The 24,731-nt window shown below is 71.0% G+C and carries 20 protein-coding genes and 2 pseudogenes; 17 read left to right on the forward strand and 5 right to left on the reverse strand.

Features of this window, described 5'->3' with window-relative positions:
• The first annotated feature begins 114 nt into the window (after positions 1–114).
• From VXC91_RS15085 to VXC91_RS15110, 6 genes are all read left to right on the forward strand, one after another.
• Entirely contained in the window at positions 115–606 is a 492-nt protein-coding gene (locus VXC91_RS15085; RefSeq protein WP_329507760.1) for an RNA polymerase sigma factor, read from the forward strand.
• Positions 590–1,069: a hypothetical protein gene (locus VXC91_RS15090; protein WP_329507761.1), complete on the forward strand. Its 480-nt coding sequence runs from the start codon at positions 590–592 to the stop codon at positions 1,067–1,069. The genes VXC91_RS15085 and VXC91_RS15090 overlap by 17 nt, the downstream gene beginning before the upstream one ends.
• Before the next feature lie 125 nt (positions 1,070–1,194).
• Positions 1,195–1,674: a general stress protein gene (locus tag VXC91_RS15095; protein WP_329507762.1), complete on the forward strand. Its 480-nt coding sequence runs from the start codon at positions 1,195–1,197 to the stop codon at positions 1,672–1,674.
• Between the two features lie 183 nt (positions 1,675–1,857).
• Positions 1,858–2,877: an alcohol dehydrogenase gene (locus VXC91_RS15100; RefSeq protein ID WP_329507763.1), complete on the forward strand. Its 1,020-nt coding sequence runs from the start codon at positions 1,858–1,860 to the stop codon at positions 2,875–2,877.
• 106 nt (positions 2,878–2,983) lie between these two features.
• Complete coding sequence (locus VXC91_RS15105; protein WP_329507764.1) at positions 2,984–4,636, forward strand: Na+/H+ antiporter NhaA; 1,653 nt, start codon at positions 2,984–2,986, stop codon at positions 4,634–4,636.
• Positions 4,637–4,714: 78 nt separating this feature from the next.
• Positions 4,715–5,239, forward strand: a complete 525-nt coding sequence (locus tag VXC91_RS15110) for a hypothetical protein (RefSeq protein WP_329507765.1) — start codon at positions 4,715–4,717, stop codon at positions 5,237–5,239.
• Between the two features lie 57 nt (positions 5,240–5,296).
• On the opposite strand, the gene VXC91_RS15115 is transcribed toward VXC91_RS15110, so the two are convergent.
• Positions 5,297–5,980, reverse strand: a complete 684-nt coding sequence (locus VXC91_RS15115) for a glycerophosphodiester phosphodiesterase (protein WP_329507766.1) — start codon at positions 5,978–5,980, stop codon at positions 5,297–5,299.
• Between the two features lie 17 nt (positions 5,981–5,997).
• A pseudogene (locus tag VXC91_RS15120) lies at positions 5,998–7,124 on the reverse strand (adenosine deaminase).
• 88 nt (positions 7,125–7,212) lie between these two features.
• Here VXC91_RS15120 and VXC91_RS15125 point away from each other — a divergent pair.
• Positions 7,213–8,193 carry a DUF4190 domain-containing protein gene (locus VXC91_RS15125; protein WP_329507767.1) on the forward strand — a complete coding sequence of 327 codons (981 nt, stop codon included), beginning with the start codon at positions 7,213–7,215 and terminating at the stop codon, positions 8,191–8,193.
• Between the two features lie 143 nt (positions 8,194–8,336).
• On the opposite strand, the gene VXC91_RS15130 is transcribed toward VXC91_RS15125, so the two are convergent.
• On the reverse strand, positions 8,337–8,894 hold the full coding sequence (locus tag VXC91_RS15130; RefSeq protein ID WP_329507768.1) for an NADAR family protein: 558 nt from the start codon (positions 8,892–8,894) through the stop codon (positions 8,337–8,339).
• A gap of 209 nt (positions 8,895–9,103) precedes the next feature.
• Here VXC91_RS15130 and VXC91_RS15135 point away from each other — a divergent pair, with 209 nt between their 5' ends.
• From VXC91_RS15135 to VXC91_RS15165, 7 genes and pseudogenes are all read left to right on the forward strand, one after another.
• Complete coding sequence (locus VXC91_RS15135) at positions 9,104–10,651, forward strand: gamma-aminobutyraldehyde dehydrogenase (RefSeq protein ID WP_329507769.1); 1,548 nt, start codon at positions 9,104–9,106, stop codon at positions 10,649–10,651.
• Positions 10,652–10,704: 53 nt separating this feature from the next.
• The gene (locus VXC91_RS15140; RefSeq protein WP_329507770.1) at positions 10,705–11,952 is read left to right on the forward strand and encodes a polyamine ABC transporter substrate-binding protein; all 1,248 of its coding nucleotides are present in this window, start codon (positions 10,705–10,707) and stop codon (positions 11,950–11,952) included.
• Between the two features lie 5 nt (positions 11,953–11,957).
• The gene (locus tag VXC91_RS15145) at positions 11,958–13,118 is read left to right on the forward strand and encodes an ABC transporter ATP-binding protein (RefSeq protein ID WP_329507771.1); all 1,161 of its coding nucleotides are present in this window, start codon (positions 11,958–11,960) and stop codon (positions 13,116–13,118) included.
• Positions 13,118–14,047 carry an ABC transporter permease gene (locus tag VXC91_RS15150; RefSeq protein ID WP_329507772.1) on the forward strand — a complete coding sequence of 310 codons (930 nt, stop codon included), beginning with the start codon at positions 13,118–13,120 and terminating at the stop codon, positions 14,045–14,047. The genes VXC91_RS15145 and VXC91_RS15150 overlap by 1 nt, the downstream gene beginning before the upstream one ends.
• Positions 14,048–14,848 carry an ABC transporter permease gene (locus VXC91_RS15155; protein ID WP_329507773.1) on the forward strand — a complete coding sequence of 267 codons (801 nt, stop codon included), beginning with the start codon at positions 14,048–14,050 and terminating at the stop codon, positions 14,846–14,848. It begins immediately after the preceding gene.
• Positions 14,849–14,871: 23 nt separating this feature from the next.
• Positions 14,872–16,290 carry an NAD(P)/FAD-dependent oxidoreductase gene (locus tag VXC91_RS15160; protein ID WP_329507774.1) on the forward strand — a complete coding sequence of 473 codons (1,419 nt, stop codon included), beginning with the start codon at positions 14,872–14,874 and terminating at the stop codon, positions 16,288–16,290.
• 5 nt (positions 16,291–16,295) lie between these two features.
• Positions 16,296–16,556, forward strand: a pseudogene (locus tag VXC91_RS15165) (chitinase); the annotation flags it as partial.
• On the opposite strand, the gene VXC91_RS15170 reads toward VXC91_RS15165, so the two are convergent.
• The gene (locus VXC91_RS15170; RefSeq protein ID WP_329507775.1) at positions 16,501–17,115 is read right to left on the reverse strand and encodes a phosphatase PAP2 family protein; all 615 of its coding nucleotides are present in this window, start codon (positions 17,113–17,115) and stop codon (positions 16,501–16,503) included. The pseudogene VXC91_RS15165 and the gene VXC91_RS15170 overlap by 56 nt on opposite strands.
• A gap of 356 nt (positions 17,116–17,471) precedes the next feature.
• The gene (gene gabT / locus VXC91_RS15175) at positions 17,472–18,806 is read right to left on the reverse strand and encodes a 4-aminobutyrate--2-oxoglutarate transaminase (RefSeq protein WP_329507776.1); all 1,335 of its coding nucleotides are present in this window, start codon (positions 18,804–18,806) and stop codon (positions 17,472–17,474) included.
• 305 nt (positions 18,807–19,111) lie between these two features.
• Between gabT and VXC91_RS15180 the strand changes: the two genes are divergently transcribed.
• From VXC91_RS15180 to VXC91_RS15190, 3 genes are all read left to right on the forward strand, one after another.
• Positions 19,112–21,229 carry an ATP-binding protein gene (locus tag VXC91_RS15180; RefSeq protein WP_329507777.1) on the forward strand — a complete coding sequence of 706 codons (2,118 nt, stop codon included), beginning with the start codon at positions 19,112–19,114 and terminating at the stop codon, positions 21,227–21,229.
• Positions 21,230–21,396: 167 nt separating this feature from the next.
• The gene (locus VXC91_RS15185) at positions 21,397–23,064 is read left to right on the forward strand and encodes a PucR family transcriptional regulator (RefSeq protein WP_329507778.1); all 1,668 of its coding nucleotides are present in this window, start codon (positions 21,397–21,399) and stop codon (positions 23,062–23,064) included.
• A gap of 145 nt (positions 23,065–23,209) precedes the next feature.
• Complete coding sequence (locus tag VXC91_RS15190) at positions 23,210–24,655, forward strand: aldehyde dehydrogenase family protein (protein ID WP_329507779.1); 1,446 nt, start codon at positions 23,210–23,212, stop codon at positions 24,653–24,655.
• The last annotated feature ends 76 nt before the right edge of the window (positions 24,656–24,731 follow it).

Genomic DNA, 24,731 nt, shown 5'->3' on the forward strand with positions numbered 1-24,731 from the left:
GCCCGAGCTCTCGGCCTCGCTCGAGCAGGATCCTTCCCGGATGCCGGGCCCAAGGAACGCACGCCGTCGGCCCGGCATCCTTCCCCACGAGTGCCCCCACGACCATGGAGAGCGTTGAAACGGTCCCGTGACAAGGCGGCGTCCGAGCTGTTCGCCGTCCTCTACCCGCGCCTCGCCGGCTGGTGCCGCCGTCTCGTCGACGACGACGAGACGGCCCACGAGATCGCCTCGGAGGCGTTCACCCGGCTCTGGGCCCGCTGGACGACCGTGGAGGAGCCCCGCGGCTTTCTCTACGTCACCGCCGCCAACCTCGTCCGGGACCACTGGCGCAAGCTGGAGCGCGAGCGCAGAGCCGTGCGTCGCGTCACCTCGGAGGCCGCCGTCCGGCCCCACACCGAGCAGGCGGACCCTTCGGTGCGTCTGCTCGTACAGTCACTGCCCGAACGGCTGCGGGTCCCGATCCTGCTGCACTACTACGCCGACATGCCGATCCGGGAGGTGTCCGTGCTGACCGGGCGCAAGGAAGGAACCGTCAAGGCCGATCTCCACGCGGCCCGAGAACTGCTCCGCGTCCACCTGAGGAGAAGCCTTGACCACACGCTTTGACGACGGCCCGGAATTCGGGGCCGACGACCCCCTCGCGGTGATCCTGCGGCCTCCCGCCGAGCATCTCGGTCCGCCCCCCGGCCGCTACGAGGCGATCCGCCGCGCCGCGGCCCGTCGCCGGCTGCTCCGTGCCGCGGCCGGAATCGGCGCGTCCTGTGCCGTCGCCGTCGCCGTCCTCGTCGCGCTGCCCCTGCACGTGGCGAGCCCCGGGGCACCCGCCTCCCCTGCGGTGCCTCTCGCACCGCCGCCCGCGAGCGGACATGCGGCGTCCCCCACCCCTTCGGTGGCACCCACTCCGTCGGCGTCGCCCGTCCCGTCGGTACCGCCCGAGCGGGTCGGCCCCAGCCCCACCGCACGGCCCTCGACCGGGAGGAGCACCCCGAGCAGCCCGGCATCGCCCACCCCGGAACGACGGGCGACATCGGCCGCGGTGCGGGGCGAGCCGACGCGTTCCTCCCGCTGACGGTCCCGTCGGCCCTGAAGGCCGGTGCGCCGGTCCCCCTCCTCCCGGCCGGTGTGCCCCGCCTTGCGGGGGCTACCGCCGGGCAGCAGGCTGCTTGACGGGGTGGTGAGGAAGGGAGTCCTTCGATGACCCAGCATCCGCCCACGGCGCCCCTCGACCGGCCGGTGGTCGGCTCGTATCCGACCTACGAGGGCGCGCAGCGTGCGGTCGACTTCCTCGCCGACAGCAGGTTCCCGGTGGAGCGCACCGCGATCATCGGCTCCGACCTGCGGATGGTGGAGACGGTGCTCGGCCGGCTCACCCGTGGCCGCGCCGCCTTGGCGGGCGCGGGCTCTGGTGCCTGGTTCGGGCTGCTCATCGGCCTGCTTCTGTCGTTGTTCGCCGCGGGCAATCATCACGTCCTGGTGCTGATGATCAGCGGCTTGTTCTACGGCGCGATCTTCGGAGCGCTCTTCGGCTTCGCCGGCCACGCGTTCACCGGAGGCCGCCGCGACTTCGCGTCCCGCAGCCAGACCGTCGCCGCCCGCTACGACGTGGTCGCCGAGGCGGAGGTCGCGGAGGAGGCGAAGAACCTGCTCATCAAGCTCGGCTGGCGCGAAGGCTGAGCGGGACGACCGGCCGTCGCGCGCACGGTCCGCGGCCCGGTGCACCGGCTGTGCGCCGGACCGTCCTGGTGCCGTGCGTCCCGGCGCCCCATTTGGTGAGGAAGGCGCCCCATTTGGTGAGGAAAAGGAATGATTCCTTGATGAAAGTCCGGTGTGTTCTCAAGAGCAAGGAGCGGAGAAGACATGTCCGTGATGCGAGTCGCCCAGGTGGCCGAGCCCCGGGGGAGTTTCGAGATCGTCGAGCGGGAATTGCCAGAGCCGGGGCCGGGACACGTGCGGATCGTCGTGGAGGCGTCCGGTGTCTGCCACACCGATGCGATCTTCGTGCAGACACCCTTTCCGGGCATCCGGTTCCCTCTCGTGACCGGGCACGAGGTGGCGGGCCGGATCGACGCGGTGGGGGAGGGGGTGGTCGGCTGGGCCGTGGGCACCCGGGTCGAGGTGGGGTGGTTCGGCGGTCAGTGTGGCCGCTGCCGCCCCTGCCGTCAGGGCGACTTCATCAGCTGCGAGAACCTCAGGGTCCCCGGATGGGCGTACGACGGCGGATACGCCACCCACATGGTCGCGCCCGTCGAGGCTCTGGCGCGCATCCCGGAAGGTCTCTCCGCGATCGACGCCGCCCCGCTCGGGTGCGCGGGTGTGACCTCGTTCATGGGGCTGCGTACGAGCGTGGCCCGCGCCGGCGACCTGGTCGCGATCCTCGGGATCGGCGGCCTCGGGCACCTGGGCATCCAGTACGCCGCCAAGATGGGCTTCGAGACCGTGGCGATCGCCCGCGGCCGGGACAAGGAGGCTCTGGCCCGGCAGTTGGGCGCGGATCACTACATCGACAGCACCGCCTCCGACCCCGCCCAGATGCTGAAGGAACTGGGCGGCGCGAAGGTGGTGCTCGGCACGGCGGCGAGCTCGGACGCCATGTCGGCGACGGTCGACGGGCTCGCTCCGCACGGACAACTGGTTTCCATCGGGGTGACGGATCAGTCGCTCAAGGTGTCGCCGGTGCAGCTCATCGGTAACAGCCGGACGGTGAGCGGGCACCCGTCGGGCACGGCACAGGAGGTCGAGGAGACCATGGCCTTCAGCGCTCGCACCGGCGTCCGGCCCATGGTCGAGACGATGCGGCTGGAGGAGGTCAACGACGCCTTCGCGCGCATGCTGTCCGGGGCGGCGCGGTTCCGCATGGTGCTGACCATGGGCGGGTGACGGCCGACCCCGGTCCGGTACCGGAAGAGGCCCGGCCGCCCCCGTGCCCGGCACGGCCGCCGCCAAAGCTGCCTCTCTTCCTCCGTTCTGCCTCCGTCTCGACGGAATGGGACGTCGGGCTTCCGGTGTTTCCCAGTGGCAGCTCGTCGTCGGTCTGGAAGCGCGCCGCGAGTTCGACATGGGCGAACTGCGCGATCGCACACGCCTGGCCCTGTCGCTCGCGGCAGGCGTCGGCGGCATGCTCGTACCGGTCGGCATCTACCTGGCGATCAACGCGGGCCATGGATCGACGCAGGGCTGGGGGGCGGCGATGTCCACCGACACCGCCTTCTCGCTGGGTGTGCTGGCCGTCGTCGGACGTCGTATGCCACCGGGGGTGCGGGTCTTCATCCTCACGATCACCGTGGTCGACGACTTGCTGGCCCTCGGCGTCATCGCCGTCGCCTACAGCGATCGCATCACCGTGCCGGCGCTTCTCGTGGCCGTCGGCGCCTTCGCCGTCGTTCTGCTGGTCCGATGGCTCGGGAGCCGCCGCGGCATCGTGTACGCGCTGCTCGCACTGGTCGCGTGGGTCGCCCTGCTCGAATCGGGAGTGGACCCCGTCGTCATCGGACTCGCCATGGGCCTGCTGACGTACGCGTATCCGGCGGCGCGCGCCGACCTGGAGCGCGTCAGTGGTCTGTTCCGGTTGTTCCGCGAGCAGCCGACGCCCGAGCTCGGGCGCACCGTACGCGCCGGCATCGCCTCGGCGCTCTCGCCGAACGAGCGTCTGCAGCGCATGTACCACCCCTGGGCCGGATATGTGATCGTTCCTCTCTTCGCCCTGGCCAACGTCGGCATCCCGGTCAGCGGTGAGGAGTTGGGCCGGGCGTTCACCTCGCCGATCACCCTGGGCATTCTGCTGGGCTACGTCCTCGGCAAACCGCTCGGCATCGTCGGGGCGACGGCCCTGGCCACGGTGGTGAGCCGCGGACGGCTCCGGGTTCCGGTCGGCTGGGGAGCCGTCGCCGCGGGCGGGACCATGGCCGGGGTCGGCTTCACGGTCTCCCTGCTCATCGCCACGCTCGCCTTCGACGGCGCCCGGCTCCAAGAGGCCAAGATCGGCATTCTGAGCGCCGTGCTCGGCTCCTTCGTGGCCGGCCGGCTCGTCACCGGCCTGATCGGGGTGCTGCCGCGGCCCCTGCAATTGCGTGCGCTGCTCGGGAAGGCCGAGATGATCGTCGACCTGGGAGTGCCCGTCGACCCCGACCGCGACCACGTACGCGGACCGCGCAAGGCACCCGTGACGGTCGTGGAGTACGGCGACTACGAGTGCCCTTTCTGCGGGCAGGCGGAGTCCGTCGTGCGCGAACTGCTCGGTGATTTCGGGGACGTGCGGTACGTATGGCGGCACTTGCCGCTGACCGACGTCCACCCGCACGCACAACTCGCCGCGGAGGCCGCGGAGGTGGCCGCCCTGCAGGGCCGTTTCTGGGACATGCACGATCTGCTGATCAGTCATCAGGGCGATCTGACCATCGACGACCTGCTGGGCCATGCCGCGGACCTCGGACTCGACCTGCGGCGCTTCGAGCGGGACATGCGAGCCCATGCGGGCGCGACCCGTGTCGCCGAGGACGTCGAGTCGGCGGATCTCGGTGGCGTGGCGGGAACACCCACCTTCTTCGTCAACGGACGCAGGCATTACGGCGCGTACGACATCGCCGGGCTGTCGGAGGCGGTGCGCGCGGCCCGCGAGCGTGCCGCCGTGGCCGCTTAGGAAGGACCCGCGGCCACGTCCCGGTCGGCACCGCGACCATCTTTTGAACATGTTCAATTCAACGGGTACGCTCATGCCATGAGCGACAGAGCGGCCCTGTTGAAGGGCATTCGCGCGTGGCTGGCCTTCTTCGTCGTCTGCCTGGTGCTCAGCGGCGCCACGGCCTTCCCCCTGGTCCACGAACTGCACTGGACCGAGGACGTGTTGCGGTCCCTGTCCGTGCGGGAGCACCTTCCCGCTCTGACGGACTGGATCGAGCGGGTGCGCCGCGGGCTCGACGCCACCGACACCGAACAGCCCTTCGTCCTCTACGGCACGGACTGGCTGGCGTTCGCGCACCTTGTGATCGCGGTGGCCTTCTACGGGCCCTACCGCGATCCGGTCCGCAACATCTGGGTCGTCGAGTTCGGGATGATCGCCTGTGCGGGCATCGTGCCGCTCGCCCTGATCTGCGGCCCGATCCGCGGGATCCCCTTCTGGTGGTCGGTGATCGACATGTCGTTCGGAGCGTTCGGGATCGTGCCGCTGTACGTCGTACGGAAGAAGATCAAGCGGTTGGAGGGGATGACGGCGGCGGTCCGGCCGGCCCCTGCGGCCGTATGACCTCGGTCGGCGAACCGGGCCGAAACCACGCGCACGCCGGCGTCGGACGCGCGCGCCTCAGCGCCCGCGCAGCGCGTGCAGCGCGTCGAGGCGGTTGGTGGTGATCGAGTCCACGCCCAGCCCGAGCAGGCGCCGCATCGAGCGTCGGGTGTCCGGGGTCCACACGGACAGCAGCCGGCCGCCCCGGTGCACACACGCGGCGAGGTCGCCGTCCACCAGGCTGAACCGGTAGTTGAGCCAGCGCGGGCGCACCGCGTCGAGCAGCGCGGGCCGGGGCGGGGCGACGCTCGTCCAGGTCAGGGCGATCTCCGCCGAGGGGGCGGCGGCTCGTACGGCCAGCATGGTCCGCGCCCCCGCGCAGTAGTACACCCGTTCCGCGGCCCCGCACTGCCGGACGACGTCCACGATCCGGCGCACGGCACGGACCGAGGGCTCGCCCGGCAGGTCGATCATGACCCGGCTCCCGTCGGTCGCCGACAGTGCGTCCGCCAGCGTCGGCACACCGCCGGCCGTCAGGCCCCGCACCTCGTCGGACGAGAGCGCGGCGAGCGGCCGGTCCTGCTCCCACAGCCGCCTCAGCGTCCCGTCGTGCAGCAGCACGGGGACACCGTCCCGAGTGAGCCGTACGTCGATCTCGACGGCGTCGGCGCCCCGGTGGAGCGCGGAACGCAATGAGGCGAGCGTGTTCTCGCGGTGGCGGTAGGGGTCGCCGCGATGAGCGACGGCGGTCACGGTGCGCATGGGGCCCATTGTGAGGGTCAGGGAGCGAGCCACGCTGCGGTGTGGGCGTCGATCTCGGCGACCAGTTTCGCCTTGCCCGCGTCGTCGAGGAAGGACGCCTCGACCGCGTTTCTGGCGAGACCGGCCAGACCCCGCTCGTCGAGGTCCAGCAGCCGGGCGGCGACCGCGTACTCGTTGTTGAGATCGGTGCCGAACATCGGCGGGTCGTCCGAGTTGACGGTGACGAGCACACCGGCGCGCATGAACTCCTTGATGGGGTGCTCGTCGAGCGTGCGGACGGCGCGCGTCGCGATGTTGGAGGTCGGGCAGACCTCCAGCGGGATGCGGTGTTCGGCGAGGTGGGCGAGCAGCTTCGGGTCCTGGGCGGAGCTCGTGCCGTGGCCGATGCGCTCGGCGCGCAGCTCGTTCAGGGCGTCCCAGACCGTCTCGGGTCCGGTCGTCTCGCCCGCGTGCGGCACGGAGCGCAGGCCCGCCGCTGTCGCCCGGTCGAAGTACGGCTTGAACTGCGGCCGGGGGACACCGATCTCGGGCCCGCCGAGCCCGAACGAGACGAGCCCCTCGGGGCGCAGCCGGTCGTCGGTGGCGAGCCGGGCGGTCTCCTCCGCGGATTCGAGGCCGGCCTCGCCGGGGATGTCGAAGCACCAGCGCAGCACGGTCCCGAACTCGGCTTCCGCGGCCTTGCGGGCGTCCTCGATCGCGTCCATGAACGCACGTTCGTCGATGCCGCGGCGGGTGGACGAGAAGGGGGTGATGGTCAGCTCCGCGTAGCGGACCTGCTGCCGGGCCATGTCGCGGGCGACCTCATAGGTCAGCAGGCGCACGTCCTCCGGGGTCCGGATGAGGTCGACGACCGACAGATAGACCTCGATGAAGTGGGCGAAGTCCGTGAACGTGAAGTAGTCGGCGAGGGCCTCGGGGTCGGTGGGGACCTTGGAGTCGGGGTGGCGGGCGGCCAGTTCCGAGACGATGCGGGGGGAGGCGGAGCCGACGTGGTGCACGTGCAGTTCGGCCTTGGGCAGTCCGGCGATGAAGGCGTGCAGGTCGCGCACGGCGGGGGCGTCACGGTGGTCGGTCAAGGGGTCCTCCCCGGGAGCGGCGTCCCGGCACCGGATTCGGGCGGGACGCGGGTGATCGGCTGATCGATGGTTCAGGGAGCATCGTAGGCCGCGGGTCACGGCGGCCAGGCGCGGGCCGTAGCATGACGGCAGGTACGAAGGAGGGGGGACTCAGGCATGTCCGAGGACGCGCACGCGCCGGGAACGCCTCAGAACCGCGCCACGGGCCCGGGGGCCGCTTTGGGCGACGGGACGGAACGGGCGCCGGGCACGCCCGAGGCCGGGGGCCCGGGGATACCCGGTGCCCCTGCAGGCCAGGCCCACAGGGTCCCGCTTCACAAGCCCGCCGCCGGTCCGGGCCCCGCGCCCGACCCCTGGGCACCGCCTGCCGACGAGGTGCCCGGCGTGGGTGCCGGCTCTCCGGTCCCGGGAGCTGCCGTCGGTCCGCAGGACCGTGTACCCGGTGGCACCCCGTCCGTGCACGACCAGCCCACGGTCGTCTCCCTGCCGGGCCCCGCGGTGCCCGGCGCTCCGGCCCAGAGCCCCTGGGACAGCCCCTTCGCCCCGCCGAGCGCCGGCGCCACGGCCCCGGCGGGCAACACCTTTGCCCCACCGTCCCCCGCCGCCACCGGCAACCCCTTTGCGCCACCGTCCCCTGCCACCGGCAACCCCTTCGCGTCGCCCGCCCCCGGCCAGCCCGTGCCGCCTCCGCCCATCGGACCCGAAGGGCCCGGGCAGCCGGCGTACGGCTATTCCCCATACCCGGGCTATCCGGGCTACGGCGCACCGTACGGGCCCCAGGGCGGCGTTCCCGGCTACGGCTGGCCCGGGATGCCGCTCGCGCCGAGCAACGGATCGGGCACCGCCTCGCTCGTGCTGGGGATCATCTCCGCCGTCGTGTTCTGCCTCGGGCCGGTGGCCATGCTCGTGGGCGTGCTGGCCGTGATCTTCGGAATCGTCGGCCGCCGCAAGGCGAACCGCGGTGAGGCGACGAACGGGGGCATGGCCCTGGCCGGCCTCATCTGCGGAGCGGTCGGTTTCGTCCTCGGCCTCGTCCTGGCCATCGCCCTCTTCTCCGCGCCGGACAGCGACGACGACCCGTGGATGGGGACGGACGACGGCTACTCGACATCGCTGGTGGTGCCCCGGCTGCCGTAGCTCCGCCGCGCGCCCCGGGGCCGTGCCGTCCGAAGGGTTCGGCCCGTGCGCGCCGTCGCCGGCCGGGACGGGCCGGCCGGACGCCCGGGATCGCTGGTGCTGCGACCGGAAAGGTTCACCGGCAAACCCTTCCGGCCACAGCACTAGGAGGCGGCCAGTCGCTCCCGCGCCGCCATCAGCGCGAACCCGAGCAGGTTCGGTCCCCGCCAGAGCTCCGGGTCCGCCGCCCGCTCGTCGTCCGCCGCGAGCCCGATGCCCCAGACTCGGTCCATCGGGCTGGCCTCGACGAGCACCCTGTCGCCCGTGGCCAGCAGGAACGCCCGCAGATCGGCGTGCGCGGCGAACTTGTGGACGCTGCCCTCGACGACGATCCCGAACCGCTCGCGCGTCCATATCGCGTGGTCAAAGCCGCGCACCAGCCGCCCGACCTTCTTGGCCAGCGCCGGGTTCGGCGCCTGAAGCGCGTCACGCTCGGCCTCCGCGTCGCCGAAGAGCCGCGCTTTCGATGCCATCATCCAGTGCTCCGCCGTCGTGTACTCCACGCCGTCCACGGTGAACGGGGACGGCCACCACTGGCTGAGACAGCCGGCCCCGATCCGGCCGTCCGGCCGCGGCCGGTGGCCCCAGAAGTGCAGATATTTGACTCTCGCCCCGGCCCGGACCGCCCCGATCAGGGCTTCCCGGGAATCGATGCTCCCCATGCACGGGAGTCTGGCAGGCACCACTGACAATCCGTCCTTCCTTTTTCCAGGAGGAATCGACACCTGGTCGACAGATTCCGTCGCGTAACCAAAAGGCAACAACGGAATCACTTGTTGGAGTCCACTCCCTCTGTCAGGATCGGCACTCAAATCGAGCTGGAGCTACGCCAGCCCTCCCGGTGGACGCGGTAGGGGCGGAGGAGAGCGACATGCACAGTGCGGGCAACGCCGGCAGCACCGCCACCCCCTCCCGGGACGAGGTGGGGGAACGGTTCGCGGACGGTGCGCTGTACATCGCGGGCCGACCGGTCAAGGGCACCTCGGGCCGTACGCACGCGGTCGTCGATCCGTCGACGGGCGCCGAGGTCCACACATACGAGCCGGCCAGTGCCGAGGACGTCGACCGCGCCGTGGCCGCCGCCCGTACCGCCTTCCCCGGCTGGTCCACGGCCACCCCCGGTGAACGTTCCGACGCACTGCACCGCTTCGCCGCCGTCCTCGCCGACCGGGCCGAGGAGTTCGCCCGCTTCGAGTCCCTCCAGTGCGGCAAACCCCTGAAGCTGACGCGGGAGTTCGACGTGCCGGGCACGATCGACAACACCTCCTTCTTCGCGGGCGCCGCCCGGCATCTCCAGGGGCAGTCCGCCGGCGAGTACTCCGGCGACCACACCTCCTATGTGCGCCGCGAGCCCATCGGCGTCGTCGGCTCCATCGCCCCCTGGAACTACCCCCTCCAGATGGCCGCCTGGAAGATCCTCCCGGCGATCGCCGCGGGCAACACCATCGTGCTGAAGCCCGCCGAGCTCACCCCGCTCACCTCGCTGCTCTTCGCCGAGGCCGCAACCGAGGCCGGGATCCCGGACGGCGTCGTCAACATCGTCACCGGCACCGGCAAGGAGGCGGGCGAGCACCTCGTCGGCCATCCCGACGTGGCCATGACCTGCTTCACCGGCTCCACCGCCGTCGGCAGGCGCGTTGCCGAGATCGCCACCGCCAGGGTCAAACGGCTCCACCTCGAACTCGACGGCAAGGCGCCCTTCGTCGTCTTCGACGACGCCGACCTGGAGGCCGCGGTGCACGGGGCGGTCGCGGGCGCGCTCATCAACACCGGCCAGGACTGCACGGCCGCCACGCGTGCGTATGTGCAGCGTCCTCTCTACGAGGAGTTCGTCCAGAGGTCCGCCGCCCTCATGGAGACCGTCCGGCTCGGTGACCCCTTCGCCCCCGGCACCGACCTCGGCCCGCTGATCTCGCACGCCCAGCGCGACCGTGTCGCCGGCTTCGTCGACCGGGCGCGTGCCCACGCGCGCGTGGTGACCGGTGGTGCGGCCCCCGACGGGGTGCTCAAGGCCGGTGCCTATTACCGGCCCACCCTCATCGCCGACGCGCGCCAGGACAGCGAGATCGTCCAGTGCGAGATCTTCGGGCCGGTGCTCGTCGTGCTGCCCTTCGACGGCGACGACGAGGGGATCCGGCTTGCCAACGACACCCCCTACGGCCTGGCCGCCTCCGCCTGGAGCCGTGATGTCTACCGGGCGAACCGCGCGACCCGTGAGATCAAGGCGGGCTGCGTGTGGGTCAACGACCACATTCCGATCGTCAGCGAGATGCCACACGGCGGCTACCGGGCCTCAGGCTTCGGCAAAGACATGTCCTCGTACTCGTTCGAGGAGTACACCCAGATCAAACATGTCATGTTCGACAACACCGCGGCGGCCAGGAAGGACTGGCACCGCACGATCTTCGGGGACCGATAGCAGACCGGCCGCCCGACCCCCGGCCGCACACCTCCCGAAAGGGCACCACGCGCATGGAGCAGAACGAGCCCGACCGCTTGACCCCGGCCCAAGTGGCCGCCATGCGGCGCAGTTTCCGCAACGGCAGGGCCTCCCTCACCCGCCGTTCGCTGCTGCGCGCCTCCGCGGGCGGCGCGCTCGCGGTTGGCGGCCTCGGGGCGCTGAGCGCCTGCGGGATCCCCGCGGCCGGCAAGACGCAGGGCGGCACCTTGGCCGAGGACCACTCGGCCAAGGAGAAGGTCGTCGGCTTCTCCAACTGGCCCGAGTACATCGACGTCGACGACAGCGGGAAGCACCACCCGACGCTCGAGGCGTTCGGCAAGAGGACCGGCATCACGGTCAAATACACCGAGGACATCAACGACAACAACGAGTTCTTCGGCAAGATCAAGCCGCAGCTCGCCGCGGGCCAGGACACCGGCCGGGACCTCATCGTGCTCACCGACTGGCTGGCCGGCCGGCTGATCCGCCTGGGCTGGGTCCAGAAGCTGGACGCGTCGAACCTGCCGCACGCCTTCGCCAATCTGTCGGGCCAGTTCCGCAGCCCCGACTGGGACCCCGGTCGCGCCTACTCCTATCCCTGGCAGGGCATATCGACCGTCATCGCGTTCAACAAGAAGGCGCTCGACGGCGTCGAGGTGAAATCGATCTCCGACCTCCTCGACAACCCCAAGCTCAAGGGTCGTGTGGGTTTCCTGTCGGAGATGCGCGACAGCATCGGCATGACTCTGCTCGACATGGGCAAGGACCCGGCGAAGTTCACCGACGACGACTTCGACGCGGTGATCGCCCGCCTGCAGAAGGCCGTCGACAAGGGACAGATCCGCCGCTTCACCGGCAACGACTACACATCCGACCTCACCAAGGGCGACCTGGCCGCCTGTGTGGCCTGGGGCGGTGACATCGTCCAGCTCCAGGCGGACAGCCCGGACGTCGACTACATCATCCCCGACAGCGGCTACATGACCTCGACCGACAACATGCTGATCCCGAACAAGGCCCGTCACAAGGCGAACGCGGAACGGCTCATCGACTTCTACTACGAGCTCGACCAGGCCGCCGCGCTTGCCGCCTACGTCAACTACGTGAGCCCGGTCGACGGAGTGAAGCCCTACCTCGAGAAGATCGACAAGGACGCGGCGAACAATCCGCTGATCCTTCCCGACAAGGCCATGGCCGCTAAGTCCCACGCCTTCCGCTCGCTGACGCAGAAGGAAGAGACGGCCTATGAAGAGAAGTTCGCAAAGCTGACAGGGGCGTGACGAAGATGACGACGGACAGCAGCGGCGACGTCCGCCTCTCCGGGATCGGCAAGACCTACGGCGCCTTCACCGCCGTGCACCCGCTCGACCTGACCGTGCCGCAGGGCTCCTTCTTCGCCCTGCTCGGAGCCTCCGGCTGCGGCAAGACCACCACCCTGCGCATGATCGCGGGTCTGGAGGAACCTTCCTCCGGGACGGTCCACCTCGGCGACCAGGACGTGACCGGCCTGCCCCCGTACAAGCGGCCGGTGAACACCGTCTTCCAGTCCTATGCCCTCTTCCCGCACCTCGACATCTTCGAGAATGTCGCCTTCGGCCTGCGCCGCCGCGGTATCAAGTCGGTGAAGAAGCAGGTCGAGGACATGCTGGACCTGGTGCAACTGGGAGAGCAGGCGCGCAAGAAGCCGCACCAGCTCTCCGGCGGCCAGCAGCAGCGCGTCGCCGTGGCCCGGGCGCTGATCAACCACCCGAAGGTGCTCCTCCTCGACGAACCGCTCGGCGCCCTCGACCTCAAGTTGCGCCGCCAGATGCAGCTGGAGCTGAAGCGCATCCAGACCGAGGTGGGCATCACCTTCATCCATGTCACGCACGACCAGGAGGAGGCCATGACGATGGCCGACGCCGTCGCCGTGATGAACGCGGGCCGCGTCGAACAACTCGGCTCGCCCACCGATCTGTACGAGAACCCGCAGACCACCTTCGTCGCCAACTTCCTCGGCACGTCGAACCTGATCGAGGCCGAGGTCGACTCCAAGAGCGGCGACCAGATCGTCCTCAAGGCGGGCGGAGGAAAGCTCACCCTCCCCGTGGCTCGATGTTCCGCACCGACGAGAGCGGGTGGAAAGGTACTGGTCGGCGTTCGGCCGGAGAAGATATCCCTCACCCACGCCGACGACGCTGGCGAGGTCCCCGAGGGCCGCAACCGCATCACGGGACGCATCGCCGACTCCAGCTTCATCGGGGTGTCCACGCAGTACGTCATCGACAGCCCGGTCTGCCCGGAGTTCGAGGTCTACGCCCAGAACATCGACCGTGACCCGCGTCTGGTGCCCGGCGCCGAAGTCGTCCTGCACTGGAATCCGGCGCACACCTTCGGACTGGACGCCGCCCAGGACATCGACGCGGGTGTCGAGACGGTGCAACCCGAGGAAGGGGTGGCCGCCTGATGGCCACGGTCACCGAGGCGCCCCCGCCGCTGGCGCCCACCGCACCCGAGACGAAGCCCCCGCGCAGGCGGGGCCGCTTCACGCCGTACTGGCTGCTGCTGCCCGGCATCCTGTGGCTGCTGGTCTTCTTCGCGCTGCCGATGATCTACCAGGGCTCCACGTCCGTGCAGACGGGCTCCCTGGAGCAGGGCTACAAAGTCACCTGGCACTTCGCGACCTATTGGGACGCGCTGTCGACGTACTGGCCGCAGTTCCTGCGCTCGGTCCTGTACGCGGCCGCCGCGACTCTGCTGTGCCTCGTCCTCGGCTACCCGCTCGCGTATCTCATCGCGTTCCGCGCCGGCCGCTGGCGGAACCTGATCATGATCCTGGTGATCGCGCCGTTCTTCACGAGCTTCCTGATCCGAACGCTCGCCTGGAAGACCATCCTCGCGGACAACGGCCCGGTCGTCGGCGCCCTCAACACGCTCCACGTGCTGGACGTCACCAACTGGCTCGGCTGGACAGCGGGCGACCGCGTCCTGGCCACCCCGCTCGCCGTGGTCTGCGGTCTGACGTACAACTTCCTGCCGTTCATGATCCTGCCGCTCTACACCTCGCTGGAGCGCATCGACGGCCGCCTCCACGAGGCGGCCGGGGACCTGTACGCCACCCCGTTCACGACCTTCCGGAAGGTCACCTTCCCGCTGTCGATGCCGGGTGTGGTCTCCGGCACGCTGCTGACCTTCATCCCGGCCGCGGGCGACTTCGTCAACGCCGACCTGCTCGGCTCCACCGACACCCGCATGGTCGGCAACGTCATCCAGACACAGTTCCTGCGGATCCTCGACTATCCGACGGCCGCGGCGCTCTCGTTCATCCTCATGGCCGCGATCCTCGTCATGGTCACGGTCTACATTCGCAGGTCCGGCACGGAGGATCTGGTCTAAATGGGCTTTGTCAACTGGATCAAGCGCCATCTCGTCGTCCTCGCCGGACTGCTGACACTCGGATATCTCCTGCTGCCGAACGTCGTCGTCACGGTGTTCTCCTTCAACAAACCGAAGGGGCGCTTCAATTACGCATGGCAGCAGTTCTCGCTGGACGCGTGGAAGGATCCGTGCGGCGTCGCCGACATGTGCGGCTCGCTGTCGGTCAGCCTCCAGATCGCGGTCTGGGCGACGATCGGCGCCACGATCCTCGGCACGATGATCGCCTTCGCACTGGTCCGCTACCGCTTCCGGGCGCGCGGCGCGGTGAACTCGCTGATCTTCCTGCCCATGGCGATGCCCGAGGTGGTCATGGCGGCCTCGCTGCTGACCCTGTTCCTCAACATGGGCGCCCAGCTGGGCTTCTGGACGATCCTCATCGCCCACATCATGTTCTGCCTCAGCTTCGTCGTGACCGCCGTCAAGGCACGCGTCATGTCGATGGACCCGAGGCTGGAACAGGCCGCTCAGGACCTGTACGCGGGCCCGTTCCAGACCTTTCTCCGGGTCACCCTGCCGATCGCGGCACCCGGAATCGCTGCGGGCGCGCTGCTCGCCTTCGCACTCTCCTTCGACGATTTCATCATCACCAATTTCAACGCCGGCTCGACCGTCACCTTCCCCATGTTCGTCTGGGGCTCGGCGCAGCGCGGTACACCCGTTCAGATCAACGTCATCGGCACGACCATGTTCGTCGTCGCCGTGCTGTTCGTCCTTCTCTCCATGGCCGTCGGCAATCGCCGAAATCGTCAGAGGGCGTAATGCACCTGTAGGGAGTTGACATCATGGCCCGGAGCGCCATGACCCGCTGGACCACATCTCTTTCCGAAGCCCGGCCGGTCCCGTACTGGCTGGACGACCCGGGCAGGCCGCACCCCGAATCCGCCCTCACCGGCGCCGAGACCTGCGACCTGCTGGTCGTCGGCGGTGGCTACAGCGGACTGTGGACCGCGCTCATCGCCAAGGAGCGCGATCCGCAGCGGGACGTCGTGCTGCTCGAGGGCCGCGAGGTGGGCTGGGCCGCCTCCGGCCGCAACGGCGGGTTCTGCGCCGCCTCTCTCACGCACGGCCTGGCCAACGGCCTCACTCGCTGGCCGGACGAGATCCACAAGCTGCAGGAGCTGGGCGCCCGCAACCTCGACGAGATCGAGAAGGCGGTCGCCCGCCACTTGCTCGACTGCGACTTCGAGCGCACCGGCGAGATCGACGTGGCGACCGAGACGTACCAGGCATGGGAACTCCGTGACTGGTACGAGGAGACGGTGCGCCGGGGACTGGCCGAGGGCACCGAGTTCCTGGACGCGGAGGCGGTGCGGGAGCAGGTCGACTCGCCGACCTTCGTCGCCGGTCTGCACGACCGCCGGGGCGTCGCGATGGTTCACCCGGCCAAGCTCGCCTGGGGGCTCAAGCGGGCCTGCCTCCGGCTGGGCGTCCGGGTCTACGAACACACGGCCGCGCTCACGCTGAAGCCGTACGGCGCCGGCATGGCCGTACACACCCCCTACGGCCGGGTCCGTGCCCGCCGCGTCGCACTGGGCACCAACATCTTCCCGAACCTGGTCAGGCGCGTCCGCTCGTACACCGTCCCGGTCTACGACTACGCGCTGATGACCGAGCCGCTCAGCGCCGACGGCCTGGCGTCGATCGGCTGGAAGAACCGCCAGGGCCTCGGGGACTCGGCCAACCAGTTCCACTACTTTCGGCTCTCGGCCGACAACCGCATCCTGTGGGGCGGCTACGACGCGATCTACCCCTACGGCGGCCGGGTGCGTGCCGAGTACGACGACCGCCCCGAGTCGTACGCGAAGCTCGCCGGGCACTTCTTCTCCTGCTTCCCGCAGTTGGAGGGTGTCCGCTTCACCCACGCGTGGGGCGGCGCGATCGACACCTGCTCGCGCTTCTCGGCGTTCTTCGGGACGGCGCACCGGGGGAAGGTGGCGTACGCGGCCGGCTACACCGGCCTCGGTGTCGGCGCCACCCGCTTCGGAGCCGAGGTGATGCTGGACCTGCTGGCGGGGGAGCGAACGGAGCGGACCGAGTTGGAGATGGTCCGCAAGAAGCCCCTGCCGTTCCCGCCGGAGCCCTTCGCCTGGACGGGCATCGCACTCACCAAGTGGTCGCTGGCCCGTGCCGACGCGCACGGCGGGCGGCGCAACCTCTGGCTGAAGACGATGGACCGGCTGGGCCTGGGCTTCGACAGCTGACACCGGCCGGCGACGCGAACAACGTCTTCCCGCCGTTGCGGTCCGACCAGGTGGCGATCGGCATGCCGGTGTCGACCAGCGCGCGCAACGGCCATGTAAGACCGACGGAGGTCACGAGGACGCTGGACTGCCCGACCAAGAAGGCGAACTGCGGCTCGTACACCACCCATGGGACCTGGTCCGGCCTGCGCAGTCTGATGACGTGGTCGATCAACCGGGACCGGTACTGGGAGCTCCAGAAGACGTTCGACGGCGGCTTCGACTGAGGAGGAGCCACAGCGAGTACAGCAGTAGGGCGCCCAGGCACCAGCTGCCCAGGACGTCCAGGGGCCAGTGGTAGCCGCGGCGGACCAGGCCGAAGGCGACGCCGAGATTCAGGGCGAGGCAGGCGGTGAGGACTCGGCGGCGGGATTGCGGCGTGCTGAGCCAGGGCCACAGCATCAGGGCCGCGCCGCCGTAGGCGATCACCGCCGTGGCCGTATGACCCGAAGGGTAGAAGCCGGTGACCGGGCCCATGGTCGGTGGGCCCGGTCGGGCGATCAGCGTCTTCAAGGAGATGACGAGCACGGGTTGGACCGCCGCCATGCCGGCCGCCGCGGTGGACGGCAGCCACCATCGGTCGGTACCGGCGTCCCGAGCCCGCAGGGCGACCCAGATCAGGGCGACGGCCAGAACCGGCACGGCGACGGCGGCGCTTCCCAGGTCGGCGAGGAGTTCGGAGGCCCGGTCCGGATGGACCAGTGCCCTGCTCAGCCGCCCGTCCACCCGCAGGAGCGGGCCGCGGGCGGCGACCTGCCAGGAGATCAGGAGGAAGAGGAGGCCCACGGAGACCAGAACGCACGCCGACCGCCCCGGAACAGGGGGGGTGGTTCCGAGGCGGCCGTCCGGATCGGGGTGCCGCCCGCCCCGGGGGGTTTGGGGCGTGCGGCCGTCCGATCGGTGAGGAGATCCAGAGCCGAAAGCTCCGGGTGTGTGCGCGAGGGCACGACCAAGTCGAAGCTGGGGAGGCCTCGGCCCGGTGTCACCCACAGTCCCCTGTGGGTGGGGTGTTTCTCTCATCTGTGTAGAACCTACGGCAGGGAAAACCGCTCCGACAGTTGGAAACGCGTCTTGCCATCCACCTCGCACAGGTTCTTCACACCCTCTGACCTCCGATGCCCCAGCAGCGGAACTCCGGGGGCTCAGATGCGCGCGAACGCCTGCTCGATGATGTCGAGACCCTCGGTGAGCAGGTCCTGGCCGATGACCAGCGGGGGCAGGAAGCGCAGCACGTTGCCGTAGGTGCCACAGGTCAGGACCAGCAGGCCCTCCTGGTGGCAGGCCTTGGCCAGCGCGGCGGTCGCCTCCGGGTTCGGCTCCTTGCCGGCGCGGTCCTTGACCAGCTCGATCGCGATCATCGCACCGCGGCCGCGGATGTCGCCGATGATGTCGAACTTCTCGGCCATCGCCGTGAGGCGGGCCTTCATGGTCTCCTCGATCTGCTTCGCCCTGGCGTTGAGGTCGAGCTCCTTCATCGTCTCGATCGCGCCGAGCGCACCCGCGCAGGCGACCGGGTTGCCGCCGTAGGTGCCGCCCAGGCCGCCCGAGTGCGCGGCGTCCATGATCTCGGCGCGGCCGGTCACGGCGGCGAGCGGCAGACCGCCCGCGATGCCCTTGGCGGTGGTGATCAGGTCCGGGACGATGCCTTCGTCCTCGCACGCGAACCACTGGCCGGTGCGGCAGAAGCCGGACTGGATCTCGTCGGCGACGAAGACGATGCCGTTGTCGGTGGCGAACTTGCGCAGTGCGGGCAGGAAGCCCTTCGCGGGCTCGATGAAGCCGCCCTCGCCGAGCACCGGCTCGATGATGATCGCGGCCACGTTGTCCGCGCCGACCTGCTTGGTGATCTGGTCGATGGCCTGGGCGGCGGCCTCGGGGCCGCAGTTGTCCGGGCCGGTCGGCCAGCGGTAGGCGTACGCCATCGGCATGCGGTAGACCTCGGGTGCGAACGGACCGAAGCCGTGCTTGTACGGCATGTTCTTCGACGTGAGGGCCATCGTCAGGTTGGTACGGCCGTGGTAGCCGTGATCGAAGACGACGACCGCCTGGCGCTTGGTGTAGGCACGGGCGATCTTGACCGCGTTCTCGACGGCCTCGGCGCCCGAGTTGAACAGCGCGGACTTCTTGGCGTGGTCACCCGGCGTGAGCTCGGCCAGCGCCTCGGCGACGGCGACGTAGCCCTCGTACGGCGTGACCATGAAGCAGGTGTGGGTGAAGTCCTGCAGCTGCGCGGAGGCACGGCGTACGACGGCCTCGGCGGAGGCGCCGACGGACGTCACCGCGATGCCGGAGCCGAAGTCGATCAGACGGTTGCCGTCGACGTCCTCGATGATCCCGCCGCCCGCACGCTGGGCGAAGACCGGCAGCACGGAGCCCACGCCCTGCGCGACCGCGGCGGTACGGCGGGCCTGCAGCTCCTGCGACTTCGGGCCGGGGATGGCGGTGACGACGCGACGCTCCTGGGGAAGTGCGGTCATGGGGGCTCCCTGATGATCGTGCGAACCGGCCCGGAGACTCGGCGCGCCTGCGCTGCGGCGGGCCGGTCGTTCCGGGTGGGGGTGCTTTTCGGACGCTTGCCTTCTTTTCTCGCAGGCTAAGGCGGGGAGTGGAAGGTGGGCATGCTCCATGTGGGCGCCTTGGCCGCGTCTGCTTGTCCGCGGTGGACATGGCGCGACGGGACGCGGCCTCGGGGGCCCGGCCGCGTATGCGGCGAACTCCCTTGGCGGGGGCGCTAGATTGACTCGCTGATGGTGCTCGGAGCGGCTGGTCAGGGGGCAAGACGATGGACAGCGACGGGACGCAGGACGCACGGGGCACACGGGCCGGTTCCGTGCCGCGTCCGGCGGGACCGCCCCAGGTCCCGCCCCGGCCGGCGCACGCCCCGGGGGCGCCGCCGCAGCCGGACGGCTCCACGTTCCTGGCCTGGGTGCGGGCGCCACGGCCGCAGGCGGCGCCCGGCGTGTGGCGCTTCGGACACCGGCCGCGGCCCGAGCAGGAGCCCGAGCGGACGCCGACCCGGCAGCTGCTCGGCGGGGCGCTCATCGCGTTCCTGGTGGGCTGGCTGATCTGGTCGCTGCTGTGGAACGGCTACCTCGGCGGCTGGTGGGTCGTACCCCTCGAGCTGTTCACTCCCGACTCCTGGCGCCACAGCGGCGACCGCATCGGGAACGCCTTCCTGTGGTACGGCTACTACACGCTCATTGCCCTCGCCATCATGATCACTGTCGGCAAGCTCGGCCGCTGGGGTGAGGTCTGGCGGCGGTTCGGGCCGCCGGCGTGGCGCGCAGCCGCCCCTGTGAGCGAGCGTCCCCCGACGCCCGAGGACGACCCCGCTCAGTGGAACCAGCTGCGCGCCGCGGGGGCGCAGGACGCCGCCGACCGGCTGGCCGCCGAGGCCCGTGCCGGCCGCATGTGCGACGTCGACCACGTCCGTATCGCCCGCGCCTGGCAGGGCGTGCACAGCGGCCGGCACAGCCTCGCCACCTTCACCGGCGCGGTCCTCAAGGACGGCGCGGCGGCCTGTCTGCACCCCTCCGGGGAGCGCGACCTGCCGGCCCGGCTCGCCCGGCACGATCTGATCACCGGGCAGGTGCGGCTCGGCTCCACCGTCGACGATCCCCGCAATCCCTACACCTACCGCGGCACCGGGCTCGCCCTCGGCCCCGACCTGCTCGGCACCTCCCTGGTGGCCGTCGGGCCCGCGGGTTCCGGCAAGACCGGCTCGGTGGTCCGGCCCCTCGCCGAGTCGCTGTGTCTGCACGCGCTGGCCGGGCGGGCCGCCGTGGTCGTCGTCGGCGCGGCCGGTGCCGGGCTCGGACCGGCGGACGCCTATGACGTCGTCGTGCGCATCGGCCATCCCGAATCCGTGTACGACCTCGATCTGTACGGCGGGACCACGGACCCCGACGAGGCGGCCGCGGTCCTCGCCGAGGCGCTCGTGGGCGACCTCGCCGACCCGCATCCCGGCGGGGACAGCCGCCGCTCCACCACCGTGCTCGCCCAGCTGCTCGGTCCGTACCGGGCCGTGCACGGCCGGTTCCCCTCCGTGCCGGAGCTGCGGCAGCTCCTCGACGGCGCACCCGGCCCGCTCGCCGCGCTGCGCAAGGCCCTTCAGGACACCGGGCAGGACTCGCTGCTGCGCGAACTGGACGCGCGCGAGCGGCAGTCGGCACACCCGGGCGATGTGGGGAGCGCGCTGGCCGACCGGGTCGCGCTGCTCGACCGGCCCGCCTTCGCCACCTTCTTCGACATCTCCGGGCAGTCCTGGCCGTTCTCGCTGCGGGCCCTGGACCACCCCGTGCGCGTCCGGGTCGACCTGCCCGAGCGTGGCCACGCCGACGCCTCCCGCATCCTCGCACGGCTGGTGCTCGCCCAGTTCACGGCCAGTGTCGCGACGCGTGAGGACCGGTCCCTGTTCGCATGCCTGGTGCTCGACGACTCGACGGGAGTGGTGACGCCCGAGTCCGTGCGGGGCATCCAGCGACTGCGGTCCGCGAATGCCGGAGCCGTCCTCACCCTGCGCACCCTCGACGATGTGCCCCGGCCCCTGCGCGGCCCGCTCCTGGGCGCCACCGGCTGCCGGATGGCTCTGTCCGGACTGACCCCCTGGGACGGGCAGGACTTCGCCGAGGTGTGGGGCAAGGAGTGGACAGAGACCCGGGACGTCACCGACCGGCAGATCATCGCCGAGACCCCGGCGGGCAAGGCACTGCACGTGCTGCGCCGGGTGATCACCGGACATGCGCCGACCGCTCGTGCAGTCACCGTCCGCCAGGTCGAGCGTGAACGGTGGTCCGCCTCCGAACTGGCGCACGCGGTGCCGCCCGGGCATGCGGTGCTCTCCCTGACGAATGTGAAGGGTGAGCACGCGCCCCCGCTCCTCGTGGACCTGCGGGGTTGAGGACGACGGTCGGGATGTCCGGGCTTTGGGCACGCGGCGACCATACGGTGAGGCAGAATCGGCATAGGTCGTTCATACGCAGCGGCCAAAGGATCGCAAAGATCACATAGTCCGTGCAGATCGCGGATTCTGTGAAGAACCCCAGTCCGTGCCGACCTGAAGGCCTCATGCCCCCCACGCTCGCCTCGCTCGTCCACCACTCCGCGCTGAAGCTGACCGTGCGCGCAGGCGAGGACCATCTCGACGTCCCCGTCCGATGGGCGCACGTCAGCGAACTCGCCGACCCCGTGCCCTACATGGAGGGCGGCGAACTGCTGCTGATCACGGCGCTGAAACTGGACGCCGAGGACCCCGAAACCATGAGCCGCTATGTGAAGCGGCTGGTGGGCGCCGGCGTGGTCGGGCTCGGGTTCGCCGTCGGGGTGAACTACGACGAGATCCCGAAGGCCCTGGTGGACGCGGCGCGAGAAGTGGGACTCCCGCTGCTGGAGGTGCCGCGGCGCACACCCTTCCTCGCCATCAGCAAGGCCGTCTCCGCCGCCATAGCGGCCGACCAGTACCGGGCCGTGACCGCGGGGTTCGCCGCCCAGCGCGAGCTGACCAAGCAGGCCCTGACCGACGGCCCCGAGGGCCTGCTCGCCGGGCTGGCCGGGCAGGTCGACGGCTGGGCCGCGCTCTACGACGCCTCGGGCGCCGTCGTCGCGGCCGCACCCGAGTGGGCGGGGCGGCGCGCCGCGCGGCTCACCGCGGACGTGGTGCGGCTGCGGGAGCGGCCCGCCCCGGCCAGTTCCGTGGTGGGCGGGCCGAGCGGCGAGGACCGGGTCGAACTGCACTCCCTGGGCACCGGGCGGCGCCCGCGCGCCGCGCTCGCCGTGGGCACGGCCGCCGCGCTGGGCACCGCCGAGCGGTACGCGGTCCACTCCGCCATCGCCCTGCTGACCCTCACCACCGAGCGGTCCCGGTCTCTGTACGCCGCCGAGCAGCGGATCGGGGCGGCCGTGGTGCGCATGCTGCTCGCCGGAGAGCCGGACCACGCCCGGGCGGTGGCCGGGGGCCTGTACGGCGACCTCCTCGACGCGCCCTTCCGGCTGATCCTCGCCGAATCGGCGTCCGCGTCGGCGGCCCGCGCGCACGCCGACGGCCACGCACGCACGGCGCCCGCGGCACCGGCCGCCGCGGTGCTCGCCGCGGCCGACACGAACGGCGATCCGCTGGGCGGGCTGGCCGAGACCGTCGAGTCCGCGGCGGCGCGCTCAGGGGAGGCCGTGCTCGTCGTTCCCGAGGGGGAGCGGCTGGTGGTGCTCGCCGCGGACGGGGGCGCGGCTGTGGCCGCGTGCCAGAAGTACGCGCTCGCGGTGCAGGCCGCCCGGGCCGCGGCGCTCGAGCAGGCGGTCACCGACGAGGACGAGTTGGTGGTGGGCCTTTCGGCGCCCGCCGGGCCGATCGCCGCGGCCGCCGCGTACAAGCAGGCCGAGCAGGCGCTGTCGGTGGCCCGGCGCCGCGGCCGGTCGCTGGTCGAGCACGAGGAGCTGGCGGCCGGCTCGGTGCTGCCGCTGCTCGCGGACGACGCGGTGCGCGCCTTCGCGGACGGCCTGCTGCGCGCCCTGCGCGAACACGACGCCACGGGCCGGGGCGATCTGGTCGCCTCGGTGCGGGCCTGGCTGTCCCGCCACGGCCAGTGGGACGCGGCGGCGGCCGACCTCGGCGTCCATCGCCACACGCTGCGCTACCGGATGCGAAGGGTCGAGGAGATCCTCGGGCGTTCGCTCGACGATCCGGACGTACGGATGGAGCTGTGGCTGGCGCTGAAGGCCACGGCGGCGGCAGGGGAGTGACCCCCCACCGGACCTCGGCTGTACAACCCGTAGTACACCCGCCCGACACTGCTACTCCCCGGACAAACGACCCATCGCCGCCCCGGGCCTACCGTGGACCACGAACTCCACGCACCACCAACCTCGGAAGGGCCGGGACTCCATCATGACCTCCACCCACGCCTTCTGGCTCGCCGGCCGCCGGGCCACCGGTGAGACCACCTTCGACGTCACCTCTCCGTGGGACGGCCGGCTCGTCGGCAAGGTCAGCGTTCCGACGGAGGCCCAGGTCGAGGAGGCGGTGGCCGCCGCGCACGCCGTGCGGGACGAGTTCGCCGCCACGCCGGCCCACGTCCGCGCCGCCGCCCTTGATCATGTGTCCAGGCGTCTCGCCGAGCGCACCGAGGAGATAGCGCAGCTGATCTCCGCCGAGAACGGCAAGCCCGTCAGGTGGGCCCGCGGTGAGGTCGGCCGTGCCGTCTCCGTGTTCCGGTTCGCGGCCGAGGAGGCCCGCCGCTTCAACGGTGGCGAGGCCCAGCGCCTGGACACCGACCTCGGCGGCCAGGGCCGCCTGGCGCTGACCCGCCGCTTCCCCAAGGGCGTCGTCCTCGGCATCGCGCCGTTCAACTTCCCGCTGAACCTGTGTGCCCATAAGGTCGCCCCGGCCATCGCCGTGGGCGCCCCGATCATCCTCAAGCCGGCGCCCGCCACCCCGCTGTCCGGCCTGATCATCGGTGACCTGCTCGCCGAGACCGACCTGCCTGCAGGCTCCTGGTCGATCCTCCCCGTCACCAACGACCGCATGCCCGCCCTGGTCCAGGACGAGCGTCTGCCGGTCATCTCCTTCACGGGCTCCGACAAGGTCGGCTACTCGATCATGGACTCGGTGCCGCGCAAGCACCTCACGCTGGAACTCGGCGGCAACGGGGCGGCCGTCGTCCTCGGCGACTGCACGAGCGACGAGGACCTGGACTGGGCCGCGAACCGCATCGCCACGTTCTCCAACTACCAGGGCGGCCAGTCCTGTATCTCCGTGCAGCGTGTGATCGCCGACGCGACGGTTTACGACCGGCTGCTGCCCCGTATCGTCGCCGCCGTCGAGGCGCAGGTCACCGGCGACCCCTCCGGCGACGCGACGGACGTCGGCCCGCTGGTGAGCGAGGACGCCGCGAAGCGTGTGGAGTCCTGGGTCGACGAGGCCGTCGGCGCCGGTGCCACGCTCCTGACCGGCGGCAAGCGGGACGGCACGTCCTACGCGCCGACGGTTCTGACCGATGTACCGGCCGACGTGACCATCTCCCGCGAAGAGGTCTTCGGGCCCGTCCTCACCGTGCAGAAGGCGGACGGCGAGGCGGAAGCCTTCGCCGCCGTCAACGACTCCAAGTACGGCCTCCAGGTGGGCGTGTTCACGCACGACCTCCAGGCCGCCTTCCGGGCGCACCGCGCCCTGGAGGTGGGCGGAGTCGTCATCGGTGATGTGCCCTCCTACCGCGCCGACCAGATGCCGTACGGCGGCGTCAAGCAGTCCGGTGTGGGGCGTGAGGGCGTGAAGTTCGCGATGGACGACTACACCTACGAGCGCGTCATGGTCCTCACGGGCCTCGCCCTCTGAGGCGACCGTCCCGCCGACGGCCGGAACTCGCTGTGCGGGGGCTCCGGCCGTCGGCGCTTCGGCGGGGCGTGACCGG

It is taken from the genome of Streptomyces chiangmaiensis (assembly GCF_036281785.1).
Lineage (GTDB): Bacteria > Actinomycetota > Actinomycetes > Streptomycetales > Streptomycetaceae > Streptomyces > Streptomyces chiangmaiensis.